Annotated in this window: 12 protein-coding genes; 9 read left to right on the plus strand and 3 right to left on the minus strand. The window is 71.2% G+C overall.

Translation table 11 applies throughout. The annotated features are described in order from the left end of the window. The first annotated feature begins 7 nt into the window (after positions 1-7). Together ACILRH_RS05665 and ACILRH_RS05670 are read left to right on the plus strand one after the other, a co-directional pair. Entirely contained in the window at positions 8-520 is a 513-nt protein-coding gene (locus ACILRH_RS05665) for a hypothetical protein (protein ID WP_395691470.1), read from the plus strand. Continuing rightward, positions 517-2,247 (plus strand): NAD-binding protein, encoded by a 1,731-nt coding sequence (locus ACILRH_RS05670; protein WP_395691472.1) that lies wholly within the window; start codon positions 517-519, stop codon positions 2,245-2,247. The genes ACILRH_RS05665 and ACILRH_RS05670 overlap by 4 nt, the downstream gene beginning before the upstream one ends. Here the strand turns inward: ACILRH_RS05670 and ACILRH_RS05675 are convergent. Continuing rightward, complete coding sequence (locus ACILRH_RS05675) at positions 2,244-5,987, minus strand: tetratricopeptide repeat protein (RefSeq protein WP_395691474.1); 3,744 nt, start codon at positions 5,985-5,987, stop codon at positions 2,244-2,246. The genes ACILRH_RS05670 and ACILRH_RS05675 overlap by 4 nt on opposite strands. Positions 5,988-6,086: 99 nt before the next feature. Between ACILRH_RS05675 and ACILRH_RS05680 the strand changes: the two genes are divergently transcribed. From ACILRH_RS05680 to ACILRH_RS05690, 3 genes are all read left to right on the plus strand, one after another. Further along, positions 6,087-7,805, plus strand: coding sequence for a methyltransferase domain-containing protein (locus tag ACILRH_RS05680; protein WP_395691476.1), 1,719 nt, complete (start codon positions 6,087-6,089; stop codon positions 7,803-7,805). Positions 7,806-7,859: 54 nt separating this feature from the next. Beyond that, positions 7,860-8,039 (plus strand): hypothetical protein, encoded by a 180-nt coding sequence (locus tag ACILRH_RS05685; RefSeq protein WP_395691477.1) that lies wholly within the window; start codon positions 7,860-7,862, stop codon positions 8,037-8,039. A 552-nt stretch (positions 8,040-8,591) separates the two neighbouring features. Then, complete coding sequence (locus tag ACILRH_RS05690; RefSeq protein WP_395691478.1) at positions 8,592-8,879, plus strand: hypothetical protein; 288 nt, start codon at positions 8,592-8,594, stop codon at positions 8,877-8,879. A gap of 44 nt (positions 8,880-8,923) precedes the next feature. Here ACILRH_RS05690 and ACILRH_RS05695 read toward each other — a convergent pair whose 3' ends face one another. After that, positions 8,924-9,073, minus strand: coding sequence for a hypothetical protein (locus ACILRH_RS05695; protein ID WP_395691480.1), 150 nt, complete (start codon positions 9,071-9,073; stop codon positions 8,924-8,926). A gap of 10 nt (positions 9,074-9,083) precedes the next feature. Here ACILRH_RS05695 and ACILRH_RS05700 point away from each other — a divergent pair, with 10 nt between their 5' ends. Together ACILRH_RS05700 and ACILRH_RS05705 are read left to right on the plus strand one after the other, a co-directional pair. Continuing rightward, a complete protein-coding gene (locus ACILRH_RS05700; RefSeq protein ID WP_395691481.1) occupies positions 9,084-9,653 on the plus strand; it encodes a tyrosine-type recombinase/integrase in 570 nt (189 codons plus the stop codon). Between the two features lie 92 nt (positions 9,654-9,745). Then, on the plus strand, positions 9,746-10,147 hold the full coding sequence (locus ACILRH_RS05705) for a hypothetical protein (protein ID WP_395691483.1): 402 nt from the start codon (positions 9,746-9,748) through the stop codon (positions 10,145-10,147). A gap of 2 nt (positions 10,148-10,149) precedes the next feature. Here ACILRH_RS05705 and ACILRH_RS05710 read toward each other — a convergent pair whose 3' ends face one another. After that, positions 10,150-10,563: a DNA-binding protein gene (locus ACILRH_RS05710; protein WP_395691485.1), complete on the minus strand. Its 414-nt coding sequence runs from the start codon at positions 10,561-10,563 to the stop codon at positions 10,150-10,152. Between the two features lie 461 nt (positions 10,564-11,024). On the opposite strand from ACILRH_RS05710, the gene ACILRH_RS05715 reads away from it, so the two are divergent. Both ACILRH_RS05715 and ACILRH_RS05720 read left to right on the plus strand, forming a co-directional pair. Continuing rightward, on the plus strand, positions 11,025-11,198 hold the full coding sequence (locus ACILRH_RS05715) for a hypothetical protein (protein WP_395691486.1): 174 nt from the start codon (positions 11,025-11,027) through the stop codon (positions 11,196-11,198). A gap of 129 nt (positions 11,199-11,327) precedes the next feature. Beyond that, a complete protein-coding gene (locus ACILRH_RS05720) occupies positions 11,328-13,775 on the plus strand; it encodes an AAA family ATPase (RefSeq protein WP_395691488.1) in 2,448 nt (815 codons plus the stop codon). Position 13,776 lies beyond the last annotated feature (1 nt).

A 13,776-nucleotide genomic window follows, 5' to 3' on the forward strand; every position in this document is an offset into this window, starting at 1 on the left:
TCCCGGCGTGGACGACCAGGGCGTGGACGAGCTGCGGGTGGGCGTGTCGGGGCACCGGCTGCTGGCCGACCCCGCGGCCGTCGCCGCGGCCGTCGACCTGGTGCTGGACCGACTGTGCTCCGGCGGACCGACGCCGGTCGCGGTGTCCAGCCTGGCCGAGGGCGCCGACCGGATCGTGGCGTCTCGGGTGCTGGCGCGCGGCGGCCGGCTCGAGGCGGTCCTGCCGCTGCCTGCGGACGACTACGCGACCGACTTCCGCGACCCGGGGTCCCGCGCCGAGTTCGCCGCCCTGCTCGCGGCCGCGGACCCGGTGACCGTGGTGCCGGGCGACGCCACCGACCCGTCGCGCGAGGCGTCGTACGCCCGCGCGGGCTCTGCCGTGCTGGACCGGTGCGACGTCCTGCTCGCGCTCTGGGACGGAGCACCGGCACGGGGGCGGGGCGGCACCGCCGAGGTGGTCGCCGCGGCGCGGGCCGCCGGCCGGCGGGTCGAGGTCGTCACGGTGGAGCGGGCCTCGTGATCGCGTTCCTGCGCACCCAGCGCGGCCGGTGGTTCGTCCTCGCCGGGCTCTGGGTCGTGGTGATCGTCCTGGGGATCGGCGGGTTCCTCCAGCAGGCTCGGGAGTCCGGTGAGCCGCGGTCCACCCTCGACACCGTCTACCTCACCCTGCAGCTCGCGACCCTCGACTACAGCGGCAGCTCCGGCGACATGAACTGGCGGCTCCAGGTCGGCCGCTTCGTCGTGCCGCTGATGGCCTTCAGCACGGTGCTCATCACCGCCTCGGTCGTCTTCGCCGGTGAGCTCAACCGGCTGCGGATCGGCCGGTCGTCGGGCCACACCGTCGTCGCCGGCCTCGATGACGTCGGCAAGCGGCTGGCGATCGCGTTCGCGGACGCGGGGGAGCGGGTGGTGGTCGTCGACCCCGACCAGTCCCTGGTCTCCGCGGCGACCAGCGCCGACGGCCGGCTGCACGGCCTGGTCGGCGACCCGACGGACCCAGGCACGCTGGCCCGCGTGCGGGTCGACCGGGCGCGCCGTCTGGTGGTGGCCGGGCCCGAGGACGCCCGCAACGTGCGGGTCGCCTCCGCCGCGGCGTCCGTGGCGGCGGCCCCGACCCGCGGCCGTCCGGCGCTGCGCTGCGCCGCGCAGCTCACCGACTCCGAGCTGGCCGCCCTCATGCGGGCCACCGACCTCGACGCCGCGGGAGGGATGCGGCTGAGCTACTTCAGCCTCCACGAGCGCGCGGCCCGGTCGCTGCTCTCGGAGCACCCGCCCTTCACCGGCGTCGACGACCACGTCATGGTCATCGGGCTCGGCCGCCTCGGACGGAGCCTCGTCGTCGCTCTCGGGCAGCAGTGGGCGCACCTGCACCGTCACCGGCGGGCCGCGCTCACCCTGGTCGACGCGCACGCCGACGGCCGCTGGGCGGAGCTGACCCGGCGGCACCCGGCCGTCGCCGACGTGTTCGACACGGAGGTGGTCGACGTCGACCTCGCCCACCCCTCGGCGGCCGGGGTCGAGACGCTCGCCGGCCTGCTCGCCGAGCGCCCGCCGACCTGGGTGGCCATCGTCGTCGACGACGAGCCGCTGGCCCTGGCCAACGCGGTCTTCCTGCAGCAGTGGCTCCCGCCGGGACAGGCGCGGGTCGTCGTCCGGATGGGCTCGGCCGCAGGCCTGGGCACGCTGCTGGAGTCAGTCGGGGGCGGGACGGCCCGGGCGTTCCCGGGGGTCTCGGTCTTCCCCTTCCTCGACCGCACCTGCACCGTCGAATCCGTGGACGGTGGCATCCGCGAGCAGCTCGCCGAGGCGGTGCACGAGGACTACCTGGCCGGGCTGCCGGACGGCGGCTCCGGCACCGGCCTGCAGCGGCCCTGGGCCGACCTGGGCGACGACGAGCGCGACCTGAGCCGGCGGCGGGTCGACGGCATCGTCGGCGACCTGGCCGCCCTCGGCTGCGAGCTCGCCCCGTTGCGCCGCTGGGGCGTGCCGGCGGTCACCCTGTCCGACGCCGAGGTCGCGCAGCTGGCCGAGCGCGAGCACCGGCGGTGGTACGACGACCGCACCGCGGCCGGCTGGACGTACGCCGAGACCCGCGACGACGCCGCGCGGACGAACCCGCTGCTCGTGGCGTGGTCCGACCTCCCGCAGGCGGCGCGGGAGGCCAACCTCGACGCCGCCGGGGCGCTGCAGCCGATGCTGGCCCGCGCCGGCTACGAGGTCGTGCGGACGGTCGCGGCGAGCAGCTAGCCGAGCCGGGCGCGGAGAGCGGCGATCATCTGGTCGAGCTGCTGGACCATCGGGGCGAGGCCCCACTGGGCCGCCATCGCCCGCGCCTCGCCGAGGGCGTCGAGGCCCTCCTGGACCCGACCGAGGTTGCCGAGCACCTCCCCGCGGTTGGCGGTGGCGACCAGCACGCCCTGCGCGTTGTTGCTCGCCCGGGCCAGCGCGAGCTGCTCGTCGAGCCGGGCGAGCGCCCCGGCGAGGTCGCCTCGCTGCTGGAGCACGATGGCCTGGTTGCCGACGCAGGCGGCCAGCCCGACCTGGTCACCGGTGCGCCGGCAGATCTCCTCCTGGGCGGCCAGCAGCCGGGCTGCCTCGTCCCGGTCGCCCCGCGCCAGCACGAGCATCGCCCGCTCGCCGAGGGCCCGCTGCAGGCCGGCGTCGTCCTCGACGCGCGCGCACGCCTCGGCCAGCGCGGTCCACACGGGCTCCGTCTCCGCCTGCCGACCGGTCTGGTACATCAGCTCGACCGCCTTGGTCAGCACCTGGACCCGCTGCTGGTCGGCGCCCGAGACGGCGCACTGGGCGCCGCAGTCCACGAGGTCCGCGATCGCCGCCGCGTGGTCCCCGAGGACGGAGTGGACCTGCCAGCGGTTGTTGAGCAGGGGGACCAGCGCCATGGCCAGCCCCCGGGCGCGGAGCACGGGCTCCGCCTCGGCGTACTTCTGCAGGGCCGCCTGGAGGTCGTTGCCCGCGATGTCGACCGCGGCGAGGTTGACCAGCGCGGTGGCGGCCGCGGCCTCGTCGCCGGCTCGCCGGGCGACCGCCAGCTCCTCGGTGTGGGCGTCCCGGGAGCCGGCCAGGTCGCCGAGCTCACGCAGCGCCATGCCGAGCGACCCGAGCGCGAACCCGAGCGGTGCCCGCACCGCGCCGGAGCGCGCGGTGAGGACGGCCTCGGACGCCAGCCGGCGCGCGTCCTCCCACCGGCCCTCGTCGATCGCGGCGCGCGCTCGCACATCCAGCACGCGGGCCAGGAGCTCCTCGTCGGAGAGCCGTCGCGCGATCGCCTCGGCGGCCTCCGCGCGCTGGGCAGACTCGGGGAACCGACCGAGCTGGCGCAGGGTGCTGGACTCGCTCACCAGCGCCTCGACCTGACCGGTGAGGTCGCCCCGCTCCTCGGCCGTCGCGCGCCACGCCTCGAGGTCGGCCAGCGCCGCGAGCGGGTCGCCGAGGTCGGCGTGCACGCTGGCCTTGCCGGCCCGGGCCAGACCGGTCCCGACCGCGTCGCCGACCGAGCGGCACAGCTCCTCCTGCTCCTCGAGCAGCGCGAGCGCGCCGGCACTGTCGCCGGCCGACCGCCGGGCGCCGGCCAGGTTGCCCAGCGCGGCGGCGAGATCGCTGGCGTCCCCCGACGCCCGGGCCAGCGCCAGCGCCTCCTCGCCCAGCGGCAGCGCACCGGCCAGGTCGCCGAGAGCGATGCGGACCCGGGCGAGGTTGCCGACGGCGTACTGCAGGACCCGCTCGTCGCCCGCGGCCCGGCTCAGGGTCACCGCCTCCTCGAGGGCCGCCGCCGCGTCCTGCAGCTCGCCCTGGCCCTGGAGGGCCGCGCCCAGGTTGAGCAGCGCGCCCCGCAGCCGCGGAGCGGGACCGGCCCGGTAGACCTCGACCAGGTGGCGGTGGATGCCGAGGGCCTCGGTCGGGTGGCCCGCGTCGGTCACCAGCCGGGCCACCGCCCAGGCCTGGTCGGGGTGGGAGGCGGGGTCGTCGAGCACGGCGCGATAGCCGTCGGCGGCGGAGAAGCCGCGCTCCTCCGCGCGGGCCCAGAGCTGCCGCAGGTCCGCCGGCGCCTGCGGGTAGGCGACCTCGAGGTAGCCCAGGTCGGAGATCGTCGCGACCAGCCCCTCCACGTCGTCGGCGCCGAGCTGCTGCCAGGCCAGCTCCTCGACCACCCGGGGGCCGAGCGGCTGGCGGGAGAAGTACGCCGCCAGCGCGGCGTGGGCGGCACGGCGCTCCTCCGGGGTCGCGAGGTAGCGGTCCTCCACGGCCTTGCGGTGCGCGTCGGTCGCGAAGTCGAGCAGGCCCGAGCGGGTCACCAGCCCGGCCTCGGCGGCGAGCACCAGCGGCGACCAGACCGCGTGCGACAGCGGCTCGGCCCCGCCGAGGAGGTCGAGCAGCTCCGGCTCGGTGAGGCCCCGCCGGGCGGCCCAGATGGCTCGGAACGCGTCTCCGACCAGGCCGGGCCGGTCGGTCTCGAAGTCCCGCTCGTAGCGGGCGAGGACCTGCTCGAGCAGGTCGTCCAGCGTCGCGGCGCCCAGGTACCCGGCGATCACGTCGCCGAGGGTGAAGTGGTCGCCGTGCTGGCGGAGCTCGTCGAGGACCGTGCGCAGGTAGAGCGCGTCGCCGGTGTGCGGCGACGCGGCGAGGGTGTCGACGTGCACCGGGTCCAGCGCCTTCGACCAGCGCCCGAGGAAGGTGGCGACGTACGCCGCCCGCTCGGCCGCGTCCAGCGGCGGCACCTCGACCACCGGCCAGCCGTGCCGCAGGGCCGCGTCCACCGGACGGGGACCGGCGGTGGTGACGACGACCCGCACGGCGGGCGGCAGCTCCGGCGGCAGCCAGGTGAGGTCGGGTGCGCCGTCGACGTCGGTCAGGAGGTCGGCGCCGTCGACCAGGACCACGGTGGGTCGGTCGGCGCGCGCCAGGGCGGCGAAGAGCGCGGCGCGCAGGGGTGCGGCGCCCGTGGGCAGGGGCGGCCCGTCGTGGTCCTGCCGGCCGCGCAGGGCGGTGACGAGCCGGGCGGCCAGGTCCTTCCAGTCCGCCGAGTCGGTGGTGGCGCCGACGTGGTGCTCGACGACGAGGTGGTCGGGGTGCTCGGTGCGCCAGCGCTCCAGCCAGGTCGCGACGAGGGGAGTCAGGTCGGCACCCGCGCCACCGGACACGACCAGGGGCGGCTCGGAGCCGGACGCGAACGCGTCGAGCCGCGTGAGGAGCGCCGGCCGCTCGATGCTGCCGGCCGCCCGGGCCAGGCCGAACGCCCGGTGGGCAGCCGCCTCCCGGTCCACGGCGTCCGGCACCTCGTCCGCCGGGAACAGGCGCTCCACCAGCGCGGTGAGCTCGGCCAGCACCTGGCGGCCGAGGTCGGCCGGGTCGGCGTACGACGCGCACGGGTGCCCCGAGTCCTGGACGCGCCGCCGGAGCTCGGCCAGCCGCTGCCGGCGTACGGCGGCAGCGGCCTCGGCGTCCGCGGACCCGAGCGCGGCCACCTCGTCCGCGGAGGGATGCTCGCCGAGGATCAGCTGCTCGTCCGGCGGCCGGGTGTCGACCCAGGCGGGGTCCCGCAGGTGGAAGAACGCGTGGCCCTGCGACTCGGGGTCGTTGAGCACCCCGTGCAGGAACTCCAGCTCGGTGACCGACGTGCCGGGCAGCGTGCCGAGCCAGGGGAGCTGGTCGGTCAGGTGCTCCGGCAGCTCCTCGGGCACCCAGCCGTAGCGCTGGCCGAGCAGGCCCAGGAAGTAGGGCCGGCTCCGGTCGATCTCGGCCAGGCAGATCGGCAGGACCGCGCCCTCGGCCTTCTGCTCGTCGGTGACGCCCCAGCGCAGGTCGACCTCCGACCACGCCACTCCGCGTTCCTCGCACAGCCGGCGGACCTGGGGGAAGACCCGCTTGACGAGCTCCTCCCGCTCGGCCTGCATGTCGCGGAACGTGGACGAGACGAACACCCGGATCGCGCGGTCGGGACCGGCACCGGTCGGTGCGACTCCAGCCATCCGCGCATCATGGCAGCACCTGGCGGTGCGGAACGTGATAGTTGTCTGATCCACCACCCGGCCGGACCGACCGGCCGGTGCTCACTCGTCGGGAGACCCATGCCTGCCGGACCCGGACCATCGCCTCGACGCGGCCTCTCCGAGCGCGCCCGCCGACAGCTCGGCCGGGTCGCCCGCCGCGTCGGCGTGCAGCGCATCCCACCCGCAGAGCCGGCGCCGGTCGTGCGGACCGGCATGGTCGAGCGGTTCAAGTCGCCCTGGGTCGAGGGCTGGGTGGCGGTCGCCCAGGGTGCACCCGCGGTGCCGGTCACGCTGCGGGTCAACAGGACCGACGTGCTCACGACCCTGGTGGCGGACCCGGCCGACCGCCGCGTGCCGGGTGCCGAGGCCCGACGGTTCCGGTTCGTCGTCAACGACCTGTGGGACTACGTGGGCACCCGCGACCGGATCACGGTCGTCGCCGACGGACGGCCGTTGCCGATCTCCGGGCACGGCATGGTCTACCGACCCACCCAGGACGGTCCCCACGGGCTGGCCGACCTGTCCGAGAAGCTCGCCGCCGGCTGGGTGTTCTCCCGCACCGGCTGGCTCCAGCTCTCCAAGAGCCTCGACACCGACTGGCAGCGGCGCACCATGACGCAGGCGGGCCGGGTGCGTGAGTTCGTGTCCACGCGGTTCGGCTACGACGCCTTCCTGATCTACGGGACCCTGCTCGGCGCGGTCCGCGAGGGCGGGGTGATCGGCCACGACTCGGACATCGACCTGTCCTACGTGTCCACGCACACCGAGGGCCCCCAGGTCGCCCGCGAGCTCCGCGAGATCGCCTTCGCGCTGATCGAGGGTGGGTTCCGGGTGCGGGCCTACGCCACGCACCTGCGGATCCACAACGAGATCGAGGGTGACCCCGACGCCCACGTCGACCTGTTCCCGACGTTCTTCGACGACCAGGACGTCCTGCGGTTCCCGTACGGCGTGGCCGGCGTCGTCGACGTGACCCGCGCCGACTGGACGGGGCTGCACGAGATCGACTTCGCCGGCAGCAGGGCGCTGCTGCCGGACTGCGCGGAGCTGGTGGCCGAGGCGCTGTACGGGACGGGGTGGCGAGAGCCGCAGCCGGGGTTCAGCTGGCAGCGGGACCGCCGCACCCGGGCCGCCGACGCGCACCTGCCGCAGGCGTGGACCCAGGAGGTCTACTGGGCCGACTTCTACGAGCACACCGAGTACACCAGCGGCTCCACCTTCTTCGACCACGTCGACGCCCGCGCGGACCTGCCGCGGACCGTCGTCGACCTCGGCTGCGGCGAGGGGCGCGACTCCTTCGCGCACGCCACCGCCGGCCGCCGCGTCTTCGGGATCGACCGCTCCATCGTGGGCGTGGCGCACGCCGAGGCGAAGGCGGCGAAGCTCGGGCTCGAGGGCCAGGTCACCTTCCACGAGTGCGACGTCTCCGACGCCGCCGCGCTGACCGAGACGCTCGGCACGGTGCGTGCCGAGGCCGGCGCGGACCCCGTCCTGCTCTACCTGCGCTTCTTCCTGCACTCGATCGACGAGCAGACCCAGGACACGCTGCTCGCGGTCATCGACGAGTGGGCGCGGCCCGGTGACGTGCTCGCGGCCGAGTTCCGCAGCGAGCAGGACCGCCAGATGGAGAAGGTGCACCGCGGCCACTACCGCCGCTACCAGGACGGCCCCGCGTTCGGCGCGATGCTGGCCCACCGGTTCGGCTTCGAGGTCCTCGAGGAGCAGGAGGGCACCGGGCTGTCGCCGTACCAGGGGGAGGACCCGCACCTCTACCGGGTCGTGGCCCGCCGCCGCTGACCACGCGGGCCCCGCCGTTTCACCCTGACGGGTGAGGGGAAGAACACCACGGTGATGGGGGATCCGAGGGGGGACTTCGCCCGCGTCGTCGAGGAGCTCGAGACGCTGGTCGACGAGGGCGCCGACGACGCCGCGGTCGAGGCGAAGATGCGCGAGGCGTCCGCGGCGCTCCAGCGGTTCGTCGCCGACGACCAGGCTGCCTTGCAGGTCCCCGAGCCGCGGCAGGGCGACTGAGATCGCGCGTCAGCAGCGGCAGGCGGCCGTCTCTGCGCGGACCTGCCGCGCTGCGGGTGGCCGCGGGACGTCATGCGACGTGGCAGTTCCGGCGGCCGGACCGGATGACGTCCCGCGCAACGTCATCAGCAGTGGTCGTGCTGACGACCGAGGCGTATGACGCTCGGTGGGCCCTCTGCGCAGCAGGGTGCAGAAAGGCCCCGACCTGCGTCGCCGCGGGCCGGGGCCTGGTGCTGCTGGTGGGCGATACTGGGTTTGAATTGTTGAGAGACGGGTCTTTGCGGCTCTCGCTGATGACGCCTGATCTAGCGTAAACTCGCAGTTCAAAGGCGGTTTTCGGGGTCTGACAGACGTGGTCAGACGGGGTCGTGTTTGGACGTCGATATTCCCCGAGATCCCCCTCTTGTTCCCCGAAAGGCGATACTGGGAGGACACAAGATGTCTCGGGCGAAGGTGCGCACCCGGCGAGGTTTCGGGCGCATCGAGAGGCGTGACAACGGCCGCTACCGGGCGGCCTACACGGGTCCCGACGGGCGCCTCTATCGAGCACCGGTGACCTTCGACGCGAAGGACGACGCCGTCGCCTGGCTGTCTGCCCGGCGGGCCGAGATCCAGATGGAGGTCTGGGCACCTGAGGTCGCGGCGCGGGGCGCCCGGAAGCGTGACGTGCCGACATTCCGTGCCTACGCCGATCTCTGGCTCGAGACCCGCAAGACCAAAGGCCGCGAGCTGCGACCGACGACTCGTCGGCAGTACCGCATGCTCCTCGACAAGTTCATCCTGCCGACCTTCGGCGACGAACCCATCGACCGGATCTCGAACGAAGCGGTCAACGCCTAGTACGACGGCCTCGCGCCGGGCCGCGAGACCATCCGAGCCCAGTCCTACAGCCTGCTGCGCACCATCTTCGCCAGCGCGGCCTCGGAGCGGCCGCACCCGTGGATCCCGTACAACCCGGCGCACATCCGCGGCGCCGGGAGCACGAAGCGCGCCCACCAGGTGCAGCCGGCGAGTCTGGACGAGCTCAGGGTCATCGTCGAGGAGTTGCCGGACCGCTACAAGCTGATGGCGCTACTGGCGGCCTGGTGCGCGATGCGGTTCGGCGAGCTGGCCGAGCTGCGCCGCGGTGACATCGACCTGCGGACCAGCCGCGTGAAGATCCGCAGGGGAGTGGTGCGCGTCGACGGCAAGTTCATCGTCGGGCCGCCGAAGAGCGACGCGGGGAGCCGCGACGTGGCGATCCCGCCGCACCTGGTGCCGCTGGTCAAGGACCACCTGAAGACATTCACCGCACCCGGCCGGGACGCGTTGCTCTTCCCGGCGTCTGCGGACGAGAACCTGCACATGGCTCCCTCGACGCTCTACAAGGTCTACTACCCGGCCCGGAAGGCCGCCGGCCGCGAGGACCTCCGCTGGCACGACCTCCGCCACACCGGCGCCGTCCTCGCCGCCCAGACAGGCGCAACGCTGGCCGAGCTGATGGGTCGGCTCGGGCACTCGACCCCGGGCGCGGCGATGCGCTACCAGCACGCGGCCGCCGACCGGGATGCCGAGATCGCCCGGCGGCTCTCCGCGTTGGTGTCGGAGGCTCCAGACAGGATTGAGGACAAATGAGCCCCGACCCACGCGATCGCAGGAAGCGCACGAAGCCGCAGCCGAAGCCTCCTGCTGTGCGCACTGGTCCTTCGCCGGACGATCCGCATGAGGTGGTGTTCTTCAAGCGACACTCCTCGGACGACGCCGCCGAAACGGAGCCTGGACGCTTGGCTCTCAACTCCTATCCGGCCAAAGTGCGGGCAACGATGCGGGCGGCGCTGGTCGCTGTGGCGTCCGCGCCTCCGAAGCGCTTCGCTGGTGGTGGCTACTGGGAAGCGATGAAGGGCGACATGACAGGGTGGTTCGAGCTTCGGGTCGACGGGCCTGGTCGCCACCACTACAGGCTGTTCTGTCTACTCGACTACGAGGCGGAGGGCGTTGACAAGCCACTGCTGGTCGTTATCGATGGCCGGGACAAGCCGTTCAGGACGACTTTGTCGGAGGCGGACTATGCCGCCGTCCGTCGGCTGGGTGACGAGTACCGAGGTCGAAACCCACGTTCACTGACCTGACGTCAGGCCAGAACCTTCGCCTTGGAGGTTCGCATCTTGTCCAGATGCCGGGCGAGCTTCTTCGGATCTGCCGCGCGGCCCTCAAGCAGGGGCTGAGTGATCTGCCCGCGCTCTGCCTTCGGGATCGGTTCGACGGTGATCCGCAGGCCGAGGGCTGCTGCGACCTCCGCCAAGGTGCCGAGTGTCGGGTTGGAGTTGTCGGACGACAGAAGTCGTCGGATCGTGGCCGGCTCCTTCTGGATCGCCCGAGCCAGCTCGGCCTTCGAGAGTCCCGCAGCCTCGCGGGCGTCGTCGATGGCGTTCACGACCTGGTCGATCGTGGCGATGCGCATGGACTCGACGACGTACTCGCGCAGGAACTCGGGATCCTCGAGGTCACGGGCCAGGTCGTCCCAGAACGCAGTCTGCTTCGTCATCAGTCTTCAACTCCTCGCCGAGAGCGTAGCATAAATGTTACGCGTCTGGGAGCGCCGCGATGGCGAGTTGAGGCAGTGGCCTTGTTTCCGGGTTGCCGGATGGGCTGCGTGGGACGAGTCGGCTCTGGTCGGGCGAGCGCCGGCCAACACCGCCCGACGCCGCCCGACGCCGCCCGTCATATCCGCAGGTCTGGTCGGGCTCTGTCGCCAGAGGCCCTGACTAGACAAGATCCTGGCGCCCCGGCACCGACGCGCGTAGATTTCACAAGTAGATTTGACTTTGTACCCGACGGGGGTTCGCATGCCGACTATCAGGTATCGCTGCAAGTGCCAGGACTGCAAGCACGAGTGGACGAGCCATCGAGACACTGGCACGCCGAACTACTGCCCTCAGTGCCGTTCGAAGATGATCTCGATGTCGCCACTCGTCGGCAGCAAGTAGTCCAGAAAGGGGACGTGCGGTGTTCGGTGAACTCTTTGAGGACGTCAAGGCGATGGATCAGGTTTCTAGGTCGCTCGCACTTGCGGATCCTCAGACCATCGGGGAGGTCGCCGCGATGGAGCGCGGACGCAGGGAGCATCCGGACGGCGTCGTCGAGGAGTACCAGAGGCTAGAGTTCCGGCCCAAGGGCTAGCGGCGACGTTTCGGACTTCGCCGCATCGCGCGATGCTCCGTCGGTTGAGACGGTGATTCTGGAGCGTGGGCGAGTGCGGGGGACGTGTGCGTGCTGACGACTCACGACGCGATTATTCCGGGGGTTTAGATGAGCGCAGCGCTCTCCTTGGTGACATTCGAGGAGCTGGTTGAGAAGATCACCGAGTTCCATGACAGGGCACGCGCAGGCGAGTCGCGCGACGGGTGGAAGAAGCTCCTTGACGTAGCCATCGGCCTCGCGGGCGGCACCAGCGTGGAGGATGATCCGTCGGCTAGCGGCGCTTGGTACCTGACACGGATTCGAGTCAAGGGTTATCAGGGTATTGGCGACGGCCCGTTCCTAGAGATCGAGCTTGATCCGGCACCGGGAATCACCGTCATCCACGGTGCGAACGGTTCAGGTAAGTCCAGCATCGCGGACGCGATCGAGACTGCGCTGCAAGGCCGGATACGGGAGCCAGCCCTGGACGGCCGCGGCGGCAATGAACCTATATGGGAGCGCGAGCACTGTGGCCGAGATGCGCAAGAAGCGATCGTCGAACTGACCCTGCGGTCGGGGACTGAAACCCTCGAAATCCAGTGCCGCCTTGATCAGTCGGGACAGACAACCCGGTGGACGGCCCGGCGGATCGCTGGCGGCAGGGAACTGGACGTTGACCTTTCAGAAACTGGGTGGATGTCCGCTGTAAGCGGATACCGGCCCGTCTTCTCCTATGCCGTGGTGGAGCGCGAGGTGCAGTTGGCCCGCAATCTGCAGCAGTTTCTCGAGAGGCTGCTTGCTTTCGGGTCTTGTTTAGACGCGTTGAGCCAGGAGATCGAGCAGAGGAGCAAGTCGGCCGTCGAAGCGCGCGAGCGATGGGACTCGGCATTACGCTCTGCGAAGGTCCACGTCGAGCAGGTCGATGGAGGTCGGGCACGGGAGGGTCGAACTCAACTCCCGGCGGTGGACTGGCCGGCGGTCTCCGAGGACCCCGACGACTGGCTGCGTCGGTCGGACTTAACAGAAACGGGCGTCACGCTTCCAGAAGTAAGCACATCGGCTCTCGATGAACTCCGCGAGTTCGCCGCCGCGGCCGACCGCGAACTGGCCCAGTTGCGTGAGTCGGAGACCTCTCTTCACGCCCAGCTTGCCGGGCCATTGAAGGATCTCCACGCTGAGGCTGCCGTACTCGACGACGCCGGCGAAGTCTGTCCGGTCTGCGCTACCGCAGACGTCGCGTGGCTTGAGCGCCTCACCGATTCAGTGAATGACCTCGTGGAGATCCAGGCGATTCAAGACCGTTGCAGGGGTGCGATCGGCAATCTCCGTACCTCGGCGAACAATCTATTGGGAAATGTTGCCGGCGTGCTCGCCGCGCGACATGACGAGAAGGACTTGCCTGATTGGTGGCAAACGACAATTGTCCGCTTCCTCGACGAGGCAGAACAGGCGGGCGGGCGGATCACCGCGGACCTGCGATCCTCCGTCAGCGCGGCGTCAACATGGATCGTGTCTTCGGATTGTGAGCAGGCCGTCCGGGCCGCTGCTGCCGAGAGCGACCACCTTCGTCAGTGGCGCCATGCACGACGAGATGCCATCAATGACTTCATCTCTGAGTGGCGATCGACCGCCGCTGAAGCTTCTCAGGCGTCGACGTGGTCTTCTGCGAACTCTCAGCTCGTGAAGCTGCGAAATCGCCTGCGAACGGAGCGCGCGAACGTGCTGGGTGCGCAGACCAATTTGAAGGTTCAGTCCCTGCTTGCCGACGTGGGCATCACCCTGAAATCGATCAGGGTTCAGGGTCGGCAAGCATCTCTGAGGGTGGTCGACCAGCAGGACAGGGATCTCGAACTATCGATGCTGAGCGCCGGACAACGCAATGCTCTCCTTCTCGCTCCGATGCTCGCAGTGTCCGACGGTGGGCCATTCAGATTCCTTGTGCTCGACGACCCGGTCCACGCCTTCGACCAAGTTCGGGTCGATCGCCTAGCTGCGACCATTTCGGAAGTGGCGCAATCTCGCCGCGTTGTCGTACTGACTCACGATGAACGCCTCAAAGAACATCTCATTGCGCGGGATCCTCATTGCGATGTGCGGGGCGTTGCGAGGGATGCGAGTACTGGTGCAGTGACCTCGGTTGTACAGGGTGAGATGTGGGAGGTGCTGCTCGAGGACGCGTTGGGTGTGCTTGACACCGTCGAGACGCAGCCCAAGGGCGTGACCAGACTGCCGCACGACATCGTCCGAGGACTTTGCCGCCAAGCGTTCGACAACGCGCTGCGTTCATTAGTCCTCCGCTCGGCAGTGCGCCAGTCTCGAGACCCTGATCAAGACCTGCGCGAGCTGGATAACGAGGACCGCACACGGGCTCGCATCGAGCGTGCTCGTCAGCTTGTTGCGCCGATCCCGTCTGCCAGCACCGCGCTGGACGATGCTGAGCAGCTCATAGCGAGCTTCCTAGCTGGCTGGAACCGCGCGTCCCATGGGAATCCACCAGTCGGCGCCCACGACATCCATTCGCTACGAGCCGAGATTCGAGCGGCCCGTCAGGCGTGCGAGAGGATTACAGCGATCTGAC

This window comes from Nocardioides sp. (genome assembly GCF_044226765.1).
Lineage (GTDB): Bacteria > Actinomycetota > Actinomycetes > Propionibacteriales > Nocardioidaceae > Nocardioides.